The 19,268-nt window shown below is 44.7% G+C and carries 15 protein-coding genes and 1 riboswitch; of the genes, 9 read left to right on the top strand and 6 right to left on the bottom strand.

Features of this window, described 5'->3' with window-relative positions; translation table 11 throughout:
* Positions 1-50: 50 nt before the first annotated feature.
* The 5 genes from SM121_RS03465 to SM121_RS03445 all read right to left on the bottom strand — a co-directional run bounded on the left by SM121_RS03465 (position 51) and on the right by SM121_RS03445 (position 6,775).
* Complete coding sequence (locus tag SM121_RS03465) at positions 51-1,382, bottom strand: alanine/glycine:cation symporter family protein (RefSeq protein WP_049488984.1); 1,332 nt, start codon at positions 1,380-1,382, stop codon at positions 51-53.
* Between the two features lie 101 nt (positions 1,383-1,483).
* Positions 1,484-1,578: riboswitch (glycine riboswitch) on the bottom strand.
* Positions 1,579-1,707: 129 nt separating this feature from the next.
* Positions 1,708-3,126, bottom strand: a complete 1,419-nt coding sequence (locus SM121_RS03460; protein ID WP_320911159.1) for a C69 family dipeptidase — start codon at positions 3,124-3,126, stop codon at positions 1,708-1,710.
* A 380-nt stretch (positions 3,127-3,506) separates the two neighbouring features.
* Positions 3,507-5,846 (bottom strand): endonuclease MutS2, encoded by a 2,340-nt coding sequence (locus SM121_RS03455; RefSeq protein WP_320911158.1) that lies wholly within the window; start codon positions 5,844-5,846, stop codon positions 3,507-3,509.
* A gap of 73 nt (positions 5,847-5,919) precedes the next feature.
* Complete coding sequence (locus tag SM121_RS03450) at positions 5,920-6,474, bottom strand: CvpA family protein (RefSeq protein ID WP_155128151.1); 555 nt, start codon at positions 6,472-6,474, stop codon at positions 5,920-5,922.
* A gap of 10 nt (positions 6,475-6,484) precedes the next feature.
* Complete coding sequence (locus SM121_RS03445) at positions 6,485-6,775, bottom strand: hypothetical protein (RefSeq protein WP_003005477.1); 291 nt, start codon at positions 6,773-6,775, stop codon at positions 6,485-6,487.
* A 136-nt stretch (positions 6,776-6,911) separates the two neighbouring features.
* On the opposite strand from SM121_RS03445, the gene rnhC reads away from it, so the two are divergent.
* The 3 genes from rnhC (at position 6,912) to recD2 (ending at position 10,965) form a co-directional block, all read left to right on the top strand.
* Complete coding sequence (gene rnhC, locus SM121_RS03440; RefSeq protein ID WP_320911157.1) at positions 6,912-7,811, top strand: ribonuclease HIII; 900 nt, start codon at positions 6,912-6,914, stop codon at positions 7,809-7,811.
* Between the two features lie 3 nt (positions 7,812-7,814).
* Entirely contained in the window at positions 7,815-8,465 is a 651-nt protein-coding gene (gene lepB, locus SM121_RS03435) for a signal peptidase I (RefSeq protein ID WP_320911156.1), read from the top strand.
* 67 nt (positions 8,466-8,532) lie between these two features.
* The gene (recD2, locus tag SM121_RS03430; protein WP_320911311.1) at positions 8,533-10,965 is read left to right on the top strand and encodes an SF1B family DNA helicase RecD2; all 2,433 of its coding nucleotides are present in this window, start codon (positions 8,533-8,535) and stop codon (positions 10,963-10,965) included.
* A gap of 8 nt (positions 10,966-10,973) precedes the next feature.
* Here the strand turns inward: recD2 and dinB are convergent, their stop codons facing one another.
* Positions 10,974-12,080: a DNA polymerase IV gene (dinB, locus tag SM121_RS03425; protein WP_320911155.1), complete on the bottom strand. Its 1,107-nt coding sequence runs from the start codon at positions 12,078-12,080 to the stop codon at positions 10,974-10,976.
* Positions 12,081-12,340: 260 nt separating this feature from the next.
* Between dinB and pflB the strand changes: the two genes are divergently transcribed.
* The 6 genes from pflB (at position 12,341) to SM121_RS03395 (ending at position 19,263) form a co-directional block, all read left to right on the top strand.
* Positions 12,341-14,656, top strand: coding sequence for a formate C-acetyltransferase (gene pflB / locus SM121_RS03420; protein ID WP_155128162.1), 2,316 nt, complete (start codon positions 12,341-12,343; stop codon positions 14,654-14,656).
* Positions 14,657-15,074: 418 nt separating this feature from the next.
* Entirely contained in the window at positions 15,075-15,833 is a 759-nt protein-coding gene (locus tag SM121_RS03415; RefSeq protein ID WP_155128164.1) for a threonine/serine exporter family protein, read from the top strand.
* A gap of 4 nt (positions 15,834-15,837) precedes the next feature.
* Positions 15,838-16,305, top strand: coding sequence for a threonine/serine exporter family protein (locus SM121_RS03410; protein ID WP_003005049.1), 468 nt, complete (start codon positions 15,838-15,840; stop codon positions 16,303-16,305).
* Between the two features lie 106 nt (positions 16,306-16,411).
* Positions 16,412-16,642, top strand: a complete 231-nt coding sequence (locus tag SM121_RS03405; protein WP_118227821.1) for a hypothetical protein — start codon at positions 16,412-16,414, stop codon at positions 16,640-16,642.
* 186 nt (positions 16,643-16,828) lie between these two features.
* On the top strand, positions 16,829-18,001 hold the full coding sequence (locus SM121_RS03400) for a hydroxymethylglutaryl-CoA synthase (RefSeq protein ID WP_320911154.1): 1,173 nt from the start codon (positions 16,829-16,831) through the stop codon (positions 17,999-18,001).
* Positions 18,001-19,263: a hydroxymethylglutaryl-CoA reductase, degradative gene (locus tag SM121_RS03395; protein WP_049471908.1), complete on the top strand. Its 1,263-nt coding sequence runs from the start codon at positions 18,001-18,003 to the stop codon at positions 19,261-19,263. The genes SM121_RS03400 and SM121_RS03395 overlap by 1 nt, the downstream gene beginning before the upstream one ends.
* Positions 19,264-19,268: the final 5 nt, after the last annotated feature.

The raw sequence follows: 19,268 nt of genomic DNA, 5'->3' as shown, positions 1-19,268 counted from the left end.
AGCCTATCTCAAATAGACAAGAAAACCCAGATCTCGCGATCTGGGTTTTCTTATTTCTTAAAGTATTGTTTGCTTTCTTTGATGATGACAGGGGAGAGAGCTAAAAGGGCGATCAGGTTGGGCAAAGCCATCAGCCCATTCACAATATCCGCGATCACCCAGACCAGATCCAGCTTAAGGAAGCCTCCTAGTCCAACCATAAAAACAAAGAAGGTCCGATAGAGGTTGATATGTTTAACACCAAATAGGAATTCAAAACACCGCTCTCCGTAATAAGACCATCCAAGAATAGTCGTGGTCGCAAAAAGCACCAAGCATAGCGTTAGAATGATACCTCCGACTGGACCAAAGACGCCTGTAAACGTATCCTGAGTCAGGGTGCTAGTGCTGCCCTTAGCCATCCACTCACCTGAAACCAAGAGTGAAAGTCCTGTCAAACTACAGATGATAATGGTATCAATAAAGGTTCCTGTCATGGAGATCAAACCTTGCTCGACGGGCTCATTGGTCTTCGCTGCGGCGGCTGCAATGGGTGCAGATCCGAGACCAGATTCATTAGAGAAAACCCCACGCGCCACCCCTTTTTGGATAGCCATTTTGACCGTTGCTCCTGCGAAACCTCCCATGGCTGCAGTTCCTGTGAAAGCACCTGAAAAGACTGCTTTTAAGGCTGGAAGCAATTGGTCCAGATGCAAGACAATAATCGTGATAGTCGCAAAGATATAGGCAGCAGCCATAAAAGGAACCACTTTTTCAGAGACTTTGGAAATCCAGTGAATCCCTCCAAAGATGATGGTCGAAACCACCAGAGCAATTACTACACTAGCCACTTCTGGAGCTGTTCCAAAACTGGCCTGAAGGGATCCCGTAATGGAATTAACCTGGGTCATGGTTCCGATCCCAAAGAGGGCCACCAGCACTCCTGCAACCGCAAAGAAAATAGCCAGCGGTCGCCACTTCTCTCCCATCCCGTGAAGAATGTAGTACATGGGACCACCCGAGATATGACCGTTGTCATCCTTGGTCCGATAACGAATGGCTAAGAGCCCTTCTGCATACTTGGTCGCCATTCCAAAGAAGGCTGCCATCCACATCCAAAAGAGGGCACCTGGGCCACCTGTCTGAATCGCTGTAGCCACCCCTACAATATTCCCCGTCCCTACAGTAGCCGCTAGAGCTGTCGCAAGGGCTCCGAAACTCGAGATATCCCCGTGTCCCTCATCTTCTGTAAAGATCAGGCGAAAAGCTTTTGGAAGGTAGCGTATTTGAAGCAAACCCAAGCGAAGGGTTAGGTAGATCCCTGTTCCCACCAAGAGCACCAACAGCGGGGCGCCCCATACTAGATTATCGAGCTGCTGAAAAAACTGCAATACATGGTCCATTTTCTGTCTCCTTTTTCATCGACCGCTCGACAGAAAAGAGAAAAAGAAAGAGCACATGTCAAACATGTACTCTGGTCCTGCTTAAAATAGGGGCTTTCCCTATCTTTCGCTCTGTCCTTTTACCTGAGAGTTTGAGTAGATGCATCCTCTACCTTGCCCCTTCGGTGCCATTTCTGGTCTCTCCAGAGTTCCGTCCATTCACAGTCACTCACGCTCCTGCAAACTTCATTCGGTCGTATGTAATTTTCTCTATTTTAATTGATTTTCAAAATTTTTTCAATCATTTCTGAAAATATCTTAAAAATCACCTGAAAATTTACGGTTTTTAATCACTCAAGGAGAAGTGATTGGTCATGAGGTTGCTAGCATCGAGCAAAATCTTGTCCAAGAGTTGATCTGTCGCTTCCTGGATTTGATCACTCATGGCTTGGTTTTCCGCCTCAAAATCAACGGTTTCACCTGCTGCAAGTGCACGATCGACTTTATTGATGCGCGCATGTCCCCAGGCCATTGTCGTTTCTTGGTAATCGTCCAAATCACCAACATGGTGAGCATAGTGAGGATCTGCCAGTCCCGCAATAATCCGGTTGGCCCAGTAGAAGGAATCCGTTGTTACCTTAGCCGTCGTATTGGCAAAGTAGTCTGGCGTTGTATCCACTTGGGTAAAGAAAGGAACGGCTGTATTGTAAGGCATGGAGCCATAAGAAATCCATTGGATGCCTGTCGTTTCTTGTGGTTTATGGGGACGCAATTGCAGAATCGCTGTCTGGCTGGTCCGGTTGATCCCGATCGTCCGGAAGGTCCGCTGACTCACGTGATCTCCTTCAGGACCATAAGGATCGTAGATGGTGTCTTGGTAGTGGTTGCTCAAGACATATTTGACATCTTCAATCGTCACCTTGCGATAAGGTTTTTGACACCAAGGAATCTCAAAACTCCGTGGATCCTGCTCGATTTCAGGATTGAGGAAACGCTGGATGGCCCAAGCCCGCGGTGTATTGTAGTGGCGGTCCTTGTCTTTTTGGCTACCAAAGGCATAGCGTGGATTAAAACCTTTCCCTTCTTGATCCAGAATCAAATGGTGCTCTGTGACAAAATGTTCAAGATCTGGGTCACAGAGAAACTCATCTGGATTTCCAAATTCAAAATAATCACTTCCCAGTTGGTTCGGGTTGGTCACATAGGTATCATCAGGGACACGGCGCGCCATCCAGTGGTGACCTCCGATGGTTTCCAACCACCAGATTTCATTCACATCTGAAATGGCGATCCCGTTAGACTCATAAGTTCCGTACTCTTCCAAAATCTTTCCGAGACGTAAGACCCCTTCGCGGGCAGTCTTGACATAAGGCAAGACCAAGGTCAACATGTCTTCCTCGCCGATGCCACTCTCTACAAGAGGATCTGCCCCTAGCACACGGCTATTGGTCGTAATGGTCTCTGTCTCACTCATAGCTACATTATAGACATTGATCCCAGCTTCTCCCCAGATCCCGTCTTTAGGAATCGCATCTGGAACCGCTGTATAGCGAACTGGATTATCTGGCAAGTCGATTTCAAAAGTTGATAAAACAGACTTGTAATGACGTGGTTGATCTTCCGGTTTGACCACGATCAATTTCTTGGGCGTAAAAACGCCATTTTGAGAATCCTCTGTTCGTGCTACAATGGTCGAACCATCGTAGCTAGCATTTTTTCCGACTAGAATCGTTGTACACGAATCTGCACTTTCACGTTTACGCATGCGTATCCTCCCAAATCATTCATTGCCTCTATTATAGCACTTTTAAAAGGGAGGACCTACTGAAAATCAGATTTAAAAGCGAATCCTTTTCAACAACTTTCAATCATTTTCATTTTATAAAATTTTAAAAAACCTAGCTGTTTATCAGCTAGGTTCAGATTGAAGAAAAAGTTATCTTAGAAACTTTCCTTAGGTGAGTACGGACGTCAGCGAACTTCGAAGAAGTTCCATGACTAATTATTGAGCCTAAGGTCTCAATAATTCCGAGTGCCTGAAACTGTATTGTTTCAGGCACTTTTCTCACGGCGGAAAGTTTCGGTATTTTCCTAATTCATTCTAAAAATGAGACAGATTTATATTTCTTTGCAGAATTACTTAACTTACCCTTTAAACGTGACAATGGTCGCTCCGCTACCACCTGCATTTTGTGGGGCATATTCAAAACTTTTGACGTGTTTGTTGCGGCGGAGGTATTTGGTCACCCCTTCACGGATGACACCCGTCCCAATTCCGTGGATGATATCGACTTGTGCCATGTTGTTGAGCAAGGCTTGATCGATAAAGCCATCTAGCTCTTGCATGGCCTCTTCATAGCGTTTCCCACGGAGGTCCAGACGCGCTCTCGGCCCACTCGTGTTCGAACGTTTGACGACATTCACCTGGCGTTTCTTAGGTTGAGTTGCTTCTTTTTCAGCCTTAATAAGGTTGAATTCTTTTTCTTCCAAGGTCATCTTGAGCAAGCCGACTTGCGCCTCCCAGCGGCCATCTTTGAGTTGCTTGACCAGGGTTCCGCGTTGGCCATAGCTGATAACCAAGATTTCATCTCCCACCTTAGGAGCACGCGCCTTTTTGGCTTTTTTCAAGACCTTGTTTTTAGAAAGGTCGACGGTTTCAGGCGCTAGTTTTTTCAACTGAGCCTTGGCTTCAATGATCTCATGTGGTTTTAACTGGGATTTAGCGTGAAGTCCTTGAAGGATACGGTCACTCTCTGATAGGGCCATGTCCACAATTTCCTTGGCCTCTTCTCTCGCCTTATTGAGCTCTGTTTCTCTCTCTCGGGTCAGTTCGTTATAGAGTTTTCGAAGAGCACGATTGAATTTAAGATTTTCTTGCTCGACCTCTTGAATGGTATCCAAGCGCTTGCGACTTTCTAAGGTCTGCGCCTCCAATTTTTCAATAATTTGATTGACATCATTATCCGTATTGGTCATCTTCATGGCATCCTGGATAATGGTCTCAGACAAGCCCAAACGGCGGGCGATCTCAAAGGCATTGGAGCGGCCAGGAACTCCTTGCATGAAGCGATAGGTCGGACGCAGACTCGCTGTGTCAAATTCCATACTGGCATTTTGCACTCCTGCAGTCTCAATTCCGTAGGCCTTGAGCTCTGGATAGTGGGTTGTCGCCATGGTCTTAATCCCGCGTAAGCGCAGGTCTTCTAGGATAGCAATAGCAAGGCCAGCCCCCTCTTGAGGATCGGTTCCAGCCCCCAACTCATCCAGAAGGATCAAGGAGGCGGTATCCACTTGATTTAAGATAGATACGATATTGGTCATATGACTGGAGAAGGTCGACAAGCTCTGCTCGATCGATTGTTCATCTCCAATATCCGCAAAGACCTGTGAGAAGATACCCACACGACTACCTGGATCCGCTAGGATGGGAAGACCAGACTGGGCCATAATTTGCGCTAGTCCCAGCGTTTTTAGCATGATGGTTTTCCCCCCTGTATTGGGACCGGTAATCACGATTTCTGTCAAGTCCTCGGTAAAATGCAAGTCATTCGCGACAGCATTTTCAATCAAGGGATGACGTAATTGCAAGAGCTGAGTAGAGCGATTGCTACTAACCTCTGGTACCACTGCCTTATAATCGCGCATAAACCGATACTTGGCCTTGATCAAGTCTAAGTGACCGATAATCCAAGCATTATTTGCAATTTCTGATGCATGAGGGCGCAGGGTGTCAGATAATTCCTCCAGAATCTGAATGATTTCATACCGTTCATCGGCTCGATGGTTGGCAATTTCTTCATTAAGATTGACGACTGCCCGAGGCTCGATATAAACGGTATTCCCGCTGGCTGAGATATCGTGGACCACCCCTGCAATCCGGTTGCGATAGGTGTTTTTTACTGGTAGAACATTGCGGCCATTCCGACTAGCAATCACAACATCCGCTAACATATCGACCTTGCTTTTCAGCAGATCTTGTAGAATCTCTCTGACCTGGTGTTCATTTTCCTGGATTCGGCGACGGATTTTGGCCAATTTTTCACTGGCAAAAGACTCGACAAAGCCTCCTTCGTTGATAGCTTGAAGTCCACCTTGTAGGCGTGGTAAATCCACCAAGTTGTCAAAGAGGCGATTGAGCCTTTCCAGACGGACATTTTCCAAGTTGTCGTAGAAATCCTTAAGCTCATGTGTCACCCGAAGGACAGCTTTTAGCGCTAGTAATTCATCGATATTGAGGGATGCCTCCATCTCCAAACGCTTGGCCACTGGACGGACATCTTGAATGGTCGATACGGCAAAGCGAGGCTCTTCCAAGAGGATCTGCTCCATATCTTCTAGCTCCATAAAGGCCGTTTCGATGCTTTCTTTTTTATCAGTTGGAGTAAGGGCTGCTAGCTCCATCTCCCCTTGTTCTGTCTGTAGATAGGGTCCAAAGAGTTGCTTGACCTTGTCAAACTCCAGAATATCTAATATTTTTTTATTCATGTTTCTCCTACAAAAAAAGTGAGCGTCCTTCCTTGAATCGGACTTGTCTCACTCCTTTCTTCATTTTTGCTCCTTAAGCTCCGATAATCGCAGTCACCCACAAGTTGTGGAACAGACTGGAACTGATCGGGGTATGAAGGATGATAAAGCGGATCAATCCACTTGCATTTAGTCTATTTTGGATGGAAGCCATGGGAACCGTTGAGAGGACAGTCAAGCCCATTTGGATGACCAAGAAAGTTATCACGACAGCAATCACACCCGCTCCAATTTGATACTTGCGATCCTCCAGTTTTTCTGGCTGGGGTACCAAGTGCATAAAGATCCCAATCACGCGACCAATCAGGTAGATCATCGCAAAAATCAACACATAAGCTAAACCTGCATAAAAGATGTCATCTAACTGAAACAGGTAGCGGTTGGCATAAAAATAATTCACTGATTGCTGGGTGGGACTCGAAAATGGAACCCATAGAGACAACACCTTGGCCAGCCCCTTGTAGCTGCCGCCTGCAATCAAGAGGGCCACTAAGGTCACTAGAAAATAATAGGACTGGAGGATAATCCCTCTTGCATAACCAATATAAAAACTCCATGCCAAAATCAATAAGATTAAGAAAGTTAACATGTATCTCCTCTTATTTAGATGATTTATCCTTTAAGTCGTCTAAAGCTTTGCGACGAAAATCATCTAATTCTTTTTCTTTGTCGTCAAACTCAATCTCGCGATTCAGCTGCATGGACAAACTATTTACTGCCAATAAGATCGCGATGGTTTCGTCATCTGCCTCTGGCATTTGTTCCTTAATTGCTTGGTATTTTTCTTTCGCAACACGTTCGACTTCTTCCATAAACAGATTATCATGGTTGGTTGTTAAAGTGAGCGCTTTGTTTCCAAATGTAAATTTATATCTATTTAAGCTCGCCATAAAAATCACCTCACGGTATTATACCAAAAAAGGCTAGCTTTGTCAGTAGCAAAGCCCCTCTTCACAGGGATTTTCCAGTGGATTCTTTCTTTCTTTTTGCTCCCTCTCTCCCTGAATTTGTGGTACAATAGTGGTTATGGAAAGTATGACACTCACTCCAACACAGGAGCAAATCCTTGATTTTGTCCATACCTATCGCAGTTCTCTCACTCAAAGCAAGAATCCTCATATGGATTATTTCTTTCGACTAGAGGGAGCGACCGTTTCAATCTACAAGTCTGGAAAAGTCTTGCTCCAGGGCAATGACCTTACTCCTTACCTGGCCTTTTTCGGGCAAGATGCTGGGAACCCTAAAGGTTCTACTACTTCATCTGCAGGACCAGATCTAGCCATGATCGGAACCGACGAGGTCGGAAACGGCTCTTATTTTGGTGGACTCACCGTCGTTGCATCCTTTGTCACACCTGACCAGCACGACTGGCTCAAAAAGCTCGGTGTGGGGGATTCAAAGACCTTGGATGATCGAAAAATTCAGCAATTGGCTCCTCTCCTTGAGGAAAACATCCAGCACCAAGCACTCTTATTGTCTCCAAAGAAGTACAATGAAGTCATTGCTTCTGGCTACAATGCTGTTTCAGTCAAAGTGGCCCTGCACAATCAGGCTATCTATCTTCTATTAAATAAAGGAGTCCAAGCAGAGCGAATTGTGATCGATGCCTTTACGACGGCTAAAAACTACCAAAAATACGTGAAAGCCGAAAAAAATCAGGTCACCCAAGCCATTGATTTGGAAGAAAAAGCAGAAGGTAAGTATTTAGCTGTTGCAGTTAGTTCCATCATCGCCCGCAATCTCTTCCTTCAAAATCTGGAAGATCTGGGCAAGGAACTGGGCTTTAATCTGCCTAGTGGAGCAGGGGCGAAGTCAGACCAAGTCGCTGCTAAATTGCTTCAGACCTACGGGATGAAAGCTCTGGATTATTGTGCCAAACTCCATTTTAAAAACACAGAAAAAGCAAAGAAATTACTAGAAAGATAAGTTATGTCAAAAAGAAGTTCAAAACATACATCTAGCTCACCAGTGGTGAGATTCCTTAAAGAATGGGGCCTCTTCAGCATCATCGTTGGTCTCATCATCGCCTCACGCGTCTTCCTTTGGGCTCCGGTCAAGGTGGATGGTCATTCGATGGATCCGACCTTGGCTGATAGCGAGTACCTCCTTGTGGTCAACCACCTTTCGATTGATCGTTTCGACATTGTCGTTGCCAGTGAAAAAGACGACGACGGCAAAACCAAGGACATCGTCAAGCGGGTCATCGGTCTTCCTGGAGATACTATCCAGTACGACAACGATACTCTCTACATCAATGGGAAAAAGACCAATGAGCCCTATTTGAAAGACTACATCGCTCGTTTCAAAAAAGATAAATTGCAATCAACCTACACTGGAAAAGGGTTCGAAGAAAACGGAGAACTCTTCCGCCAATTGGCCAATACAGCCCAAGCCTATACAGTAGACAAGGATGGCAATCCTAAATTTACCTTGAAGTTGCTCGACGATGAATACCTCTTACTTGGAGATGACCGGATCGTTTCAAAAGATAGCCGTCAGGTCGGAGCTTTCAAGAAAGAACAAATCAAAGGACAAACTGTCTTTAGACTATGGCCTATCTACCCTTTCAAAACTTATTAGTATAGATCAACAGACTGAGGCTGAGACAAGTATGTCCCAGCCTTGCTTTATAAAAAGGAAAGAAATGATGGAATATTATTTTTCTGGTACTATTGAGCGTATTATTTTTGAAAATCCTAGCAGTTTTTTTCGAATCCTCTTACTCGACATCAGCGATACAGATGCCGAAGACTTTGATGATTTTGAGATCATTGTAACGGGCACTATGGCAGATATTATGGAAGGCGAAGACTATACTTTCTGGGGGGAGCTGGTCCATCATCCTAAATACGGAGAACAGCTCAAAATCAATCGCTATGAACGTGCTAAACCCTCTAGCAAGGGCTTGGTGAAATATTTTTCCAGCGATCACTTCAAAGGAATTGGGCTCAAAACGGCTCAAAAAATCGTGGACCTCTATGGAGACAATACCATTGACAAAATTCTGGAGGCCCCTGAAAAATTAGAAGATATCACTGGTCTCTCCAAGAAAAACCGCCTGGCTTTTGTAGAAAAACTCCGTCAGAATTACGGAGCAGAGCGCATTCTCGCCCAACTAGCCAACTATGGCATTCCCAATAAATTGGCCTTTCAGATCCAAGATTTTTATAAAGAAGAAACCCTCCAGATCGTGGAGCAACAGCCCTACCGATTGGTGGAAGATATCCAAGGCATGGGCTTTAAAATCGCGGACCAACTAGCCGAAGAATTGGGGATTGCAAGTGACGCCCCTGAGCGTTTCCGCGCGGGTCTGATCCACAGCCTTTTTAGCTACTCTATCGAGACTGGAAATACCTACATCGAAGCCAAAGACCTCCTGCGCTATACCATTGACCTTTTAGAATCCGCTCGGCCAGTAGAATTGGACCCTTCCACTGTCGCCCAAGAATTAGGACGCCTCATCGAGGAAGACAAGGTCCAAAACGTGGACACCAAGATCTTTGACAATAGCCTCTTCTTTGCGGAGGAAGGGATTCGCAGTCATATCGGTCGCCTCCTAGAAAAAGGAAAGCAAGCTTCATTTGACCCTGAGAAAATCAACCAGGAGATTGAGGCGGTTGAAAAAGATTTGGGGATTCGCTACGATGCGATTCAAAAAGAGGCGATTCACCAAGCTATCCAAAACAAGGTCTTTATCCTCACAGGGGGTCCTGGGACAGGAAAGACTACCGTTATCAATGGGATGATCAGTGTCTATGCCCAACTCCACCAGCTGGATCTTCGGAAGAAACAAGACCTGCCGATCCTCTTGGCTGCCCCAACGGGACGGGCAGCTAGACGCATGAATGAGCTGACAGGACTTCCGAGTGCCACCATCCACCGCCATTTGGGGATGACAGGAGATGATGACACCAGCCACTTGGATGACTATTTAGACGCAGACTTTATCATTGTGGATGAATTTTCCATGGTTGATACCTGGCTGGCTAATCAATTACTCAGTAATATCGCAACGGATACGAAACTCTTGATTGTGGGAGATGCCGACCAATTACCATCTGTCAGCCCTGGTCAGGTCTTGGCTGATCTCTTGCAGATCCCAAGCATCCCTCAGACCAAACTCGAACATATTTTCCGTCAGAGTGAGGACTCGACCATTGTCTCACTAGCAGGAGACATTCGCCAAGGCAAGCTTCCTCAAGATTTCACAGAACGAAAAGCCGACCGCTCTTATTTCGAAGCTGGAAGCGAACACATCCCTAAGATGATCGAACAAATCACTTCTGCTGCCCTTCGCAGTCATATCCCTGCACGAGATATCCAAGTCTTGGCACCCATGTACAAGGGCCAGGCCGGCATTGACAATATCAATACGCTCATGCAAGACCTTCTCAATCCAGCTGTCAAAGATCAGGTGGTTTTTGACACGCCAGACTGCCAATACCGCGATGGAGACAAGGTCATCCATCTGGTCAATGATGCAGAAAGCAATGTCTTTAACGGAGATATCGGCTACATCACCGATCTTCTCCCAGGAAAATATACAGAATCCAAGCAAGATGAATTGACCATCCAATTTGATGGTAATGAAATCGTCTATCCGCGCAATGAATGGTACAAGATTCGCTTAGCTTATGCGATGAGTATTCACAAATCGCAAGGAAGTGAGTTTCCGGTAGTGATTTTGCCCATTACCAATCAAAGCCACCGGATGTTGCAGCGTAATTTGATCTATACCGCCATCACGCGCTCTAAGAGCAAGCTGATTCTCTTAGGAGAATACAGCGCCTTTAATTACGCTACTAAAAATACCGGTACTGCGCGCAAGACCTACTTGGTGGAGCGCTTCAAGGACCTGGACGGAGGCGAAGCCACCAATGTCTCATCTTCAGCCGTTGCCACCGCTTCTGCTACAGTCGAATCCGCACGAAGCAAGGAAGAAACTGTTAAAAGGAAGGATGAGCCTGATGAACCGACTGTCTATCGACTGACAGAAGACAATCTCCACACCATTTCTCCTATGATCGGACTGACTGAAGAAGAGATTGCAGCCTTTTTTGACATCAAAAAATACGACTAGTGAACAAACTAGTCGTTTTCTTTTTCTTCCACCAAAGGCAGCTCAGTATGATCGATGAAATTGGTCATGGTGACACCCAAGAGACGGATTCCTGTATTTATCGATTCGATTTCTTGAAAAATATGTCGGGCGGAACGATTGATCCGCTCAGCCTCTCGTGTTGGCTCCGTCAATGTCATCCGCTTGGTCAGGGTGGTGAAGTCTCCATAGCGCACTTTTAAGACCAAGGTTTTCCCTTGCTTGCCGTGTTTTTCCAGCGATTGGGCCACCTTACTGGACAGATTGGCAATTTCTTCTAAAATATCATCTTCAGCATAGAGTAGCTTGCGGTAGGTCCGCTCTTTTCCGATCGACTTGCGGATGCGATGGTTCTTGACAGGGCTATTGTGAATGCCTCGCGCCTTACGAAAGAGATCATAGCCAAAGCGTCCAAATCGATCAATCAAAGTCATCTCCGGGATGGCTAAAAGATCCGCGCCAGTATAGACCCCCATCTCATGCAGCCGCTCCACTGTCTTCTTTCCTACCCCGTGAAATTTGGCAATGTCCATCTGGCTCAGGAAATCCTCGGCATCCTCCGGCAAGACCACAGTTAGGCCACGGGGCTTTTGGTAGTCACTTGCCATCTTGGCCAAAAACTTATTATAAGAGACACCCGCTGAAGCTGTGAGATGCAGCTCTTCCCAGATCGCATGCTGAATCAAGCGGGCAATCTTGACAGCTGATTTGCTCTGGATTTTATTTTCCGTCACATCTAGATAGGCTTCGTCAATACTCATAGGCTCGATCAGATCTGTATAGCGCTTGAAAATCTCACGAACCTGCTCGCCCACTTCTCGGTATTTTTCATAATTTCCAGAGATAAAAATCGCTTGGGGACAAAGGTCCAGCGCTTCCTTGGAACTCATGGCCGAATGAATCCCATATTTCCGTGCTTCATAGTTACAGGTCGAGACCACACCTCTCCCTCCTGATTGACGAGGGTCCTGGCCAATTACGACAGGCTTCCCCTTTAAACTAGGGTTATCTCTTTCTTCGACCGCAGCAAAAAATGCATCCATATCAATATGAATAATCTTGCGACTCGTATCATTCACCAATGGAAATATCAGCATTTTTCACCCTCCTTTTTTCTATTATAAGAAGAAAATTTTAGAATTGCAAAAATCGGCCCTTCCTAAAAACATGAAAATTGATGGAAATTCATGTTCATTTTCAAAAATGTAGTACAGTATCGCAGAAGAATTGAAACTGTATTATAAAAGAATCTGCTATTTTTCGCAATTTGTCTTTGTGTAACCGGTTTCTGTATGGTATACTACTATTGTAAGTGCAACAGATGTAGTTGCTAGAAAGACAATAGAGGAAAATAAAAATGGTTGTTAAAACAGTCGTTGAAGCACAAGATATTTTTGACAAAGCCTGGGAAGGCTTCAAAGGTGAAGATTGGAAAGAAAAAGCAAGCGTTTCTCGCTTCGTTCAAGCTAACTACACACCTTATGATGGCGATGAAAGCTTCCTAGCTGGTCCAACTGAACGTTCTCTTCACATCAAGAAGATTGTTGAAGAAACAAAAGCTCATTACGAAGAAACTCGTTTCCCATACGATAACCGTCCAACATCTATCGCTGATATCGCAGCTGGATATATCGACAAAGAAAACGAATTGATCTTCGGTATCCAAAATGATGAATTGTTCAAATTGAACTTCATGCCTCGTGGTGGTATCCGTATGGCGGAAACTACTTTGAAAGAAAATGGATACGAACCAGATCCAGCAGTTCATGAAATCTTCACAAAATACGTTACAACTGTAAACGATGGTATCTTCCGTGCTTATACTACAAACATCCGTCGTGCACGTCACGCTCACACTGTAACTGGTCTTCCAGATGCATACTCTCGTGGACGTATCATCGGGGTTTATGCACGTTTGGCTCTTTACGGTGCTGACTACTTGATGGCTGAAAAAGCAAACGACTGGAACTCTATTACTGAAATCGATGAAGAATCAATCCGTCTTCGTGAAGAAGTAAACCTTCAATACCAAGCACTTCAAGAAGTTGTTAAATTGGGTGACCTTTATGGTGTAGACGTACGTCGTCCTGCCTTCAATACAAAAGAAGCAATCCAATGGACAAACATCGCCTTCATGGCTGTCTGCCGTGTGATCAACGGTGCTGCTACTTCTCTTGGACGTGTGCCAATCGTTTTGGATATCTACGCTGAACGTGACTTGGCTCGTGGTACATTTACTGAATCAGAAATCCAAGAATTCGTTGACGATTTCGTTATGAAATTGCGTACTGTTAAATTTGCTCGTACAAAAGCTTACGACGAATTGTACTCAGGTGACCCAACCTTCATCACAACATCAATGGCTGGTATGGGTAACGACGGTCGTCACCGTGTTACTAAGATGGACTACCGTTTCTTGAACACTTTGGACAACATCGGTAACTCTCCAGAACCAAACTTGACAGTTCTTTGGACTGACAAATTGCCATACAACTTCCGTCGCTACTGTATGCACATGAGCCATAAACACTCTTCTATCCAATACGAAGGTGTAACAACAATGGCGAAAGACGGATACGGTGAAATGAGCTGTATCTCATGTTGTGTATCTCCACTTGACCCAGAAAACGAAGAACAACGCCACAACATCCAATACTTCGGTGCTCGTGTTAACGTTCTTAAAGCTCTTCTTACTGGTTTGAACGGTGGTTACGACGATGTTCATAAAGACTATAAAGTATTTGACATCGATCCAATCCGTGACGAAGTTCTTGAATTCGAATCTGTTAAAGCAAACTTCGAAAAATCTCTTGACTGGTTGACAGACACTTACGTAGATGCTTTGAACATCATCCACTACATGACTGATAAGTACAACTACGAAGCTGTTCAAATGGCCTTCTTGCCAACTCACCAACGCGCTAACATGGGATTCGGTATCTGTGGATTCGCTAACACTGTTGATACTTTGTCAGCAATCAAATACGCTACTGTTAAACCAATCCGTGACGAAGATGGCTACATCTACGATTACGAAACAATCGGTGAATACCCACGTTGGGGTGAAGATGACCCACGTTCTAACGAATTGGCAGAATGGTTGATCGAAGCTTACACTACTCGTCTTCGCAGCCACAAACTTTACAAGAACGCTGAAGCAACTGTTTCACTTCTTACCATCACTTCTAACGTTGCTTACTCTAAACAAACTGGTAACTCACCAGTCCACAAAGGGGTATACCTCAACGAAGATGGTTCTGTGAACTTGTCTAAATTGGAATTCTTCTCACCAGGTGCTAACCCATCTAACAAAGCTAAAGGTGGATGGTTGCAAAACTTGAACTCACTTGCTAGCCTTGACTTTGGTTACGCAGCTGATGGTATCTCACTCACTACTCAAGTATCACCACGTGCTCTTGGTAAAACTCGTGACGAACAAGTTGATAACTTGGTAACTATCCTTGATGGATACTTCGAAAACGGTGGACAACACTGTAACTTGAACGTTATGGACTTGAACGATGTTTACGAAAAGATCATGAGCGGTGAAGACGTTATCGTTCGTATCTCTGGATACTGTGTAAACACTAAATACCTCACTCCAGAACAAAAAACTGAATTGACACAACGTGTCTTCCACGAAGTTCTTTCAATGGATGATGCCTTGAACTAAGATTCAAATAGGTCTTAAAAACCAGTCGGAAACGGCTGGTTTTTTCATTCCCATCGCAAGAGTATTCTGAATTTTGAAAGAGTTTAAGAGCTTACTACACAGGGTTTGACAGCGCTTTCTCCAAGTGTTATAGTAGAGCTGTAAATAATATAGAAGGGGTGATCCTATGTTTTTAACATTTATTTTCGCTATTATTTGGCTCTTTATCCTGATTACACTGATCTTTTTAGCAACCCTTCTCGTCCAGGATAGCACCGTGCAACATCACCACCCGAGTTAACGAATGATAAGCCTAAACAATAGCTATTCTAAACGAATTCAGAAAGGATAAGAAACAAACTAGAATTGTCAGATTTTAGTTCTGTCTCTCGTCCTTTTTTGCTATAATAGAAACAGATTATTTAGTAAGAAGGAAATTATGGAAGAGTCAAAACAGATCAACCAAGTGATCGACGTCCTGATGTTAGCTGGAACCCTCCTGATCGAGAGCGGTTCTGAGATTCACCGGGTCGAAGATACCATGATCCGGATCGCCCATTCACAAGGAATCGTCGATTGCAATGTTTTAGCGATGCCAGTCGCTATTTTCTTTTCAATCGAGAATGCCAATGTCACGCGCATGAAACGGATCTTGCGGACCAATTACAATATCGAAAAGGTCTGTGACGTCAATCAGATCTCCCGTCAACTCGTCTCTGGAGAGATAGATCTCGAGCAAGCCTACAAAGCCCTGAGCGAGTTGAAAATGAAGCGCGCTCCTTATACCAATCTCCAGTTGACCATTGCGGCAACCCTCAGTGCGCCTTTCTTCTCCATCATGTTTGGAGGAAATTTCTATGATGCGATTGGAGCAGGTATTGCGACTGTCTTTGCCTTTGCTTTTTCTCTTGTCGTTGAGAAATACGTTCGCATTCCTTTTGTCACTGCCTTTGCGGCCGCCTTTGTCTTTGGTTTTTTGGCCCATATCTGGACGCGCTATAGTGGTTTTCCTTCCAATACCGATCTCATTATCGCAGGCTGTGTCATGCCCTTCGTTCCTGGAATCGCCATGACCAATGCCGTCCGCGATCTGATGAATTACCACCTCAACTCTGGGATGAGCAAACTCTTTGAAACTCTCCTCATTACTCTTGCACTTGGTGCCGGTACAACGGTCGCCCTCGTCCTTATGAAATAAAATCATGAACCTAACTGAATTTTTAATCCAAGCGGTGGCCAGTTTGATTGCCATCATCACCTTTTTAATTGTCCTAAATGTGCAGCGCTCCATGTTGATTCCTGGAGGAATCCTAGGCATGGGCATCTGGCTACTTTACTATATCCTGAAAGGGCCTACCAATGTCATCGTTGCGACCTTTATCGCAGCCATTGTCGGCTCCTGTATCAGTCAGATTTTAAGTATCATTCTCAAGACGCCTGTCGTGGTCTTTATGTTGTCCATTCTCGCCCCCTTGGTTCCAGGATATATTTCCTATCGAACCACTTCCTTCTTTGTCAGTGGGCAATATCGCCAAGCAGTAACCAGCGTGACCCTGGTGGTTATTCTTGCCTTGGTGATCTCCATCGGGATGGCTAGCGGATCTGTTGTCTTGAAACTCTACCATTCTTACCAACGCCATCAAAAAAGAAAAATGACCAATGCCAACTAGCATTGGTTTTTCAAATTTTATAAGTGTCCTTGCTTGCATTTTCCACATAAAAGAATACAATAAAAGTGAAAAAACAAATCCTTTAAAGTATGCGAGGTGATGTATGATGCTAAACAAGTATATCAAGTATCTTCCTTGGATGATCCTAGGAGCCCTCCCCTCCTATCAATCAGCAACTATCTATGCCCGTAATTCATTTGACTTGTTCTATCTGACCTTGAACTTTCTGATTGTGTACATCGCTTTAATCGTCTTCTACGAAAATGTTCTAAGAGACAAATGCAAAGAACTCTTCATACGAATCATGAGCAATCCTAAAAAAGATAAGCAAGGATAAGATTTGAAAAGTCATCTGAGGATGGCTTTTTCTTATAGATTCTCTATTTTTCTTTGAAACATTGCAAAATCGGTCCCGAGAATGATTTCCTTGCTGATCTAGCTTTTTCAAGGGAGTTTTACCCTTAAATATGGTAAAATAGTAACGAAATATACTAGTAGATATCAAATAAAAAAGAGGTTAAGAATGACAATTGGGATTGATAAGATTGGTTTTGCGACGAGTCCTTATGTCTTGCGTTTAGAAGATTTGGCTGCTGCTCGTGATACTGATCCCGAAAAACTGAGCAAGGGTCTTCTCTTAAAAGAACAAAGTGTTGCACCGATCACAGAAGACATCGTCACATTGGCTGCTACTGCAGCAGATGATATTTTAACAGACGAAGATAAAGAAGCGATCGACATGGTGATTCTTGCGACAGAATCTGGAATTGACCAGAGTAAGGCTGCTGCTGTGTTTGTCCATGGCTTACTAGATATCCAGCCTTTCGCCCGCTCTTTTGAGATGAAAGAAGCCTGCTATGCTGCGACTGCTGCCTTGGATTATGCTAAACTCCATGTTGAAAAATTTCCACAGAGTAAGGTTTTGGTCATTGCGAGTGACATTGCTAAATACGGAATTGGAACTCCTGGAGAACCAACACAGGGGGCTGGAGCGGTTGCTATGCTGATCAGCCAAAATCCTCGTATTCTATCTTTTAACGATGATAATGTTGCCCAAACACGCGATGTCATGGATTTTTGGCGTCCAAATTATGCGACAACTCCCTTCGTGAATGGGATTTATTCAACGCAACAATATCTAGATTCTCTGAAAACAACCTGGGCGGAATACCAGAAACGGACTGGCCTTACCTTGACAGACTTTGCGTCCGTCTGCTTCCATTTACCTTATCCAAAATTAGCTCTCAAGGGCTTGAAAAAAATCTTGGATAAGTCATTATCAGAAGAGAAAAAAGATCAATTACAATACAACTTTGATCAATCGATTCTATACAGCCAACGCGTGGGAAATATCTACACTGGATCTCTTTTCCTAGGCTTGCTATCACTACTGGAAAATGACCCCCAACTCAAAGCTGGGGACCGAATCGCCCTCTTTAGCTATGGAAGTGGAGCGGTTTCTGAGATCTTTAGTGCTAACCTTGTTCCTGGTTTTGAGCAACTCTTAGATCACAAACGCATGGAAAAACTGGACCAACGTACGGTTCTTAGTGTTGCTGACTACGAACGACTCTTTTATGAGGAAGTAGATCTAGATCCTAGTGGCAATCAAGTGTTTGAGCCTGCTACGCATCAAACTTTTGCTTTGACAGAGATCAAGGAACACCAACGCACTTACCAGAAAGTAGAAAAATAATGGCACGATTACCAGGTTTTGCAAAACTTTCTCCCACAGAACGCATAGAGGCCTTACTGAAGGAAGGCCTCTTAACTTGGGATGAAGCACAGATCTTAAAAGAACAAAAGGGACTTCCCCTTTCTATTGCAGATCAATTGACAGAAAATGTCTTGTCGACTTTTGACTTGCCTTTTAGCCTCGCTCCTTATTTCCTGATCAATGGTCGTGACTATGTCCTTCCCATGGTCACAGAAGAGCCTTCCGTGGTTGCGGCTGCCAGCTTTGCAGCCAAGCTCATTCAACGTTCAGGCGGTTTCACCACCCAGGTGCACCAGCGGCAAATGATCGGTGAGATCGCTCTGACGGATGTTGAAGACATGGAAGTTGCTAGCAAGCGTATCCTAGAAGACAAGAAAACCCTTCTTCAGCTCGCTAATGAAGCCTATCCTTCGATCGTCAAGCGTGGAGGTGGAGCAAGGGATCTTTGGGTCGAAAACAAGGGGGACTTTCTTATTGTCTACTTGGCTGTCGATCCCAAAGAAGCCATGGGGGCCAATATGCTCAATACCATGTTAGAAGCTCTGACCGATCGTATCCAGGAACTCTCTGGTGGTCAGGCCTTGATGGCAATTTTATCCAACTTGGCTACTCGCTCTTTAGTGAGTGCACGGTGTGCCATCGATTTTAAAGCACTGAGTCGAAATCCTGAGGAAGCCATTGAGATTGCCCACCGGATGGAGCTAGCTAGCCAACTGGCTCAAGTGGATCCTTACCGTGCAGCTACTCATAACAAGGGAATTTTTAACGGGATTGATGCCCTGGTCCTTGCGACAGGTAATGACTGGCGGGCCATCGAAGCAGGAGCCCATGCCTATGCTGCACAAAGTGGTTCATACAAGGGCTTGAGTCACTGGACAAGTCAGCCGGAAGAGAAAAAACTCTATGGAGAGATCACCCTACCAATGCCGGTTGCGACAAAAGGAGGCTCGATTGGCCTCAACCCAATGGTTCAAGTCAGCCACCGTTTGCTAGGAGAGCCTTCTGCTATTGAATTAGCAGGTATCATCGCTTCGCTCGGTTTGGCGCAGAATTTCGCAGCACTCAAAGCCCTTGTCACCACAGGGATTCAAGCAGGGCATATGAAACTCCAAGCACGCTCCCTAGCCCTTCTAGCAGGGGCTAAGGAAGAGGAAGTTCCCCGATTGGTCAGCCAACTCCTTGAAAACAAACCCTTTAATTTAGAAAAAGCACAAACACTCTTACAAGAATTGAGAAAATAAAAGAA

The sequence above is a fragment of the Streptococcus sp. S1 genome, assembly GCF_034137685.1.
Taxonomy (GTDB): domain Bacteria; phylum Bacillota; class Bacilli; order Lactobacillales; family Streptococcaceae; genus Streptococcus; species Streptococcus dentalis.
The sequence above is the reverse complement of the archived record's forward strand: the minus strand, read 5'-3'. Positions and strand labels throughout refer to the sequence as shown.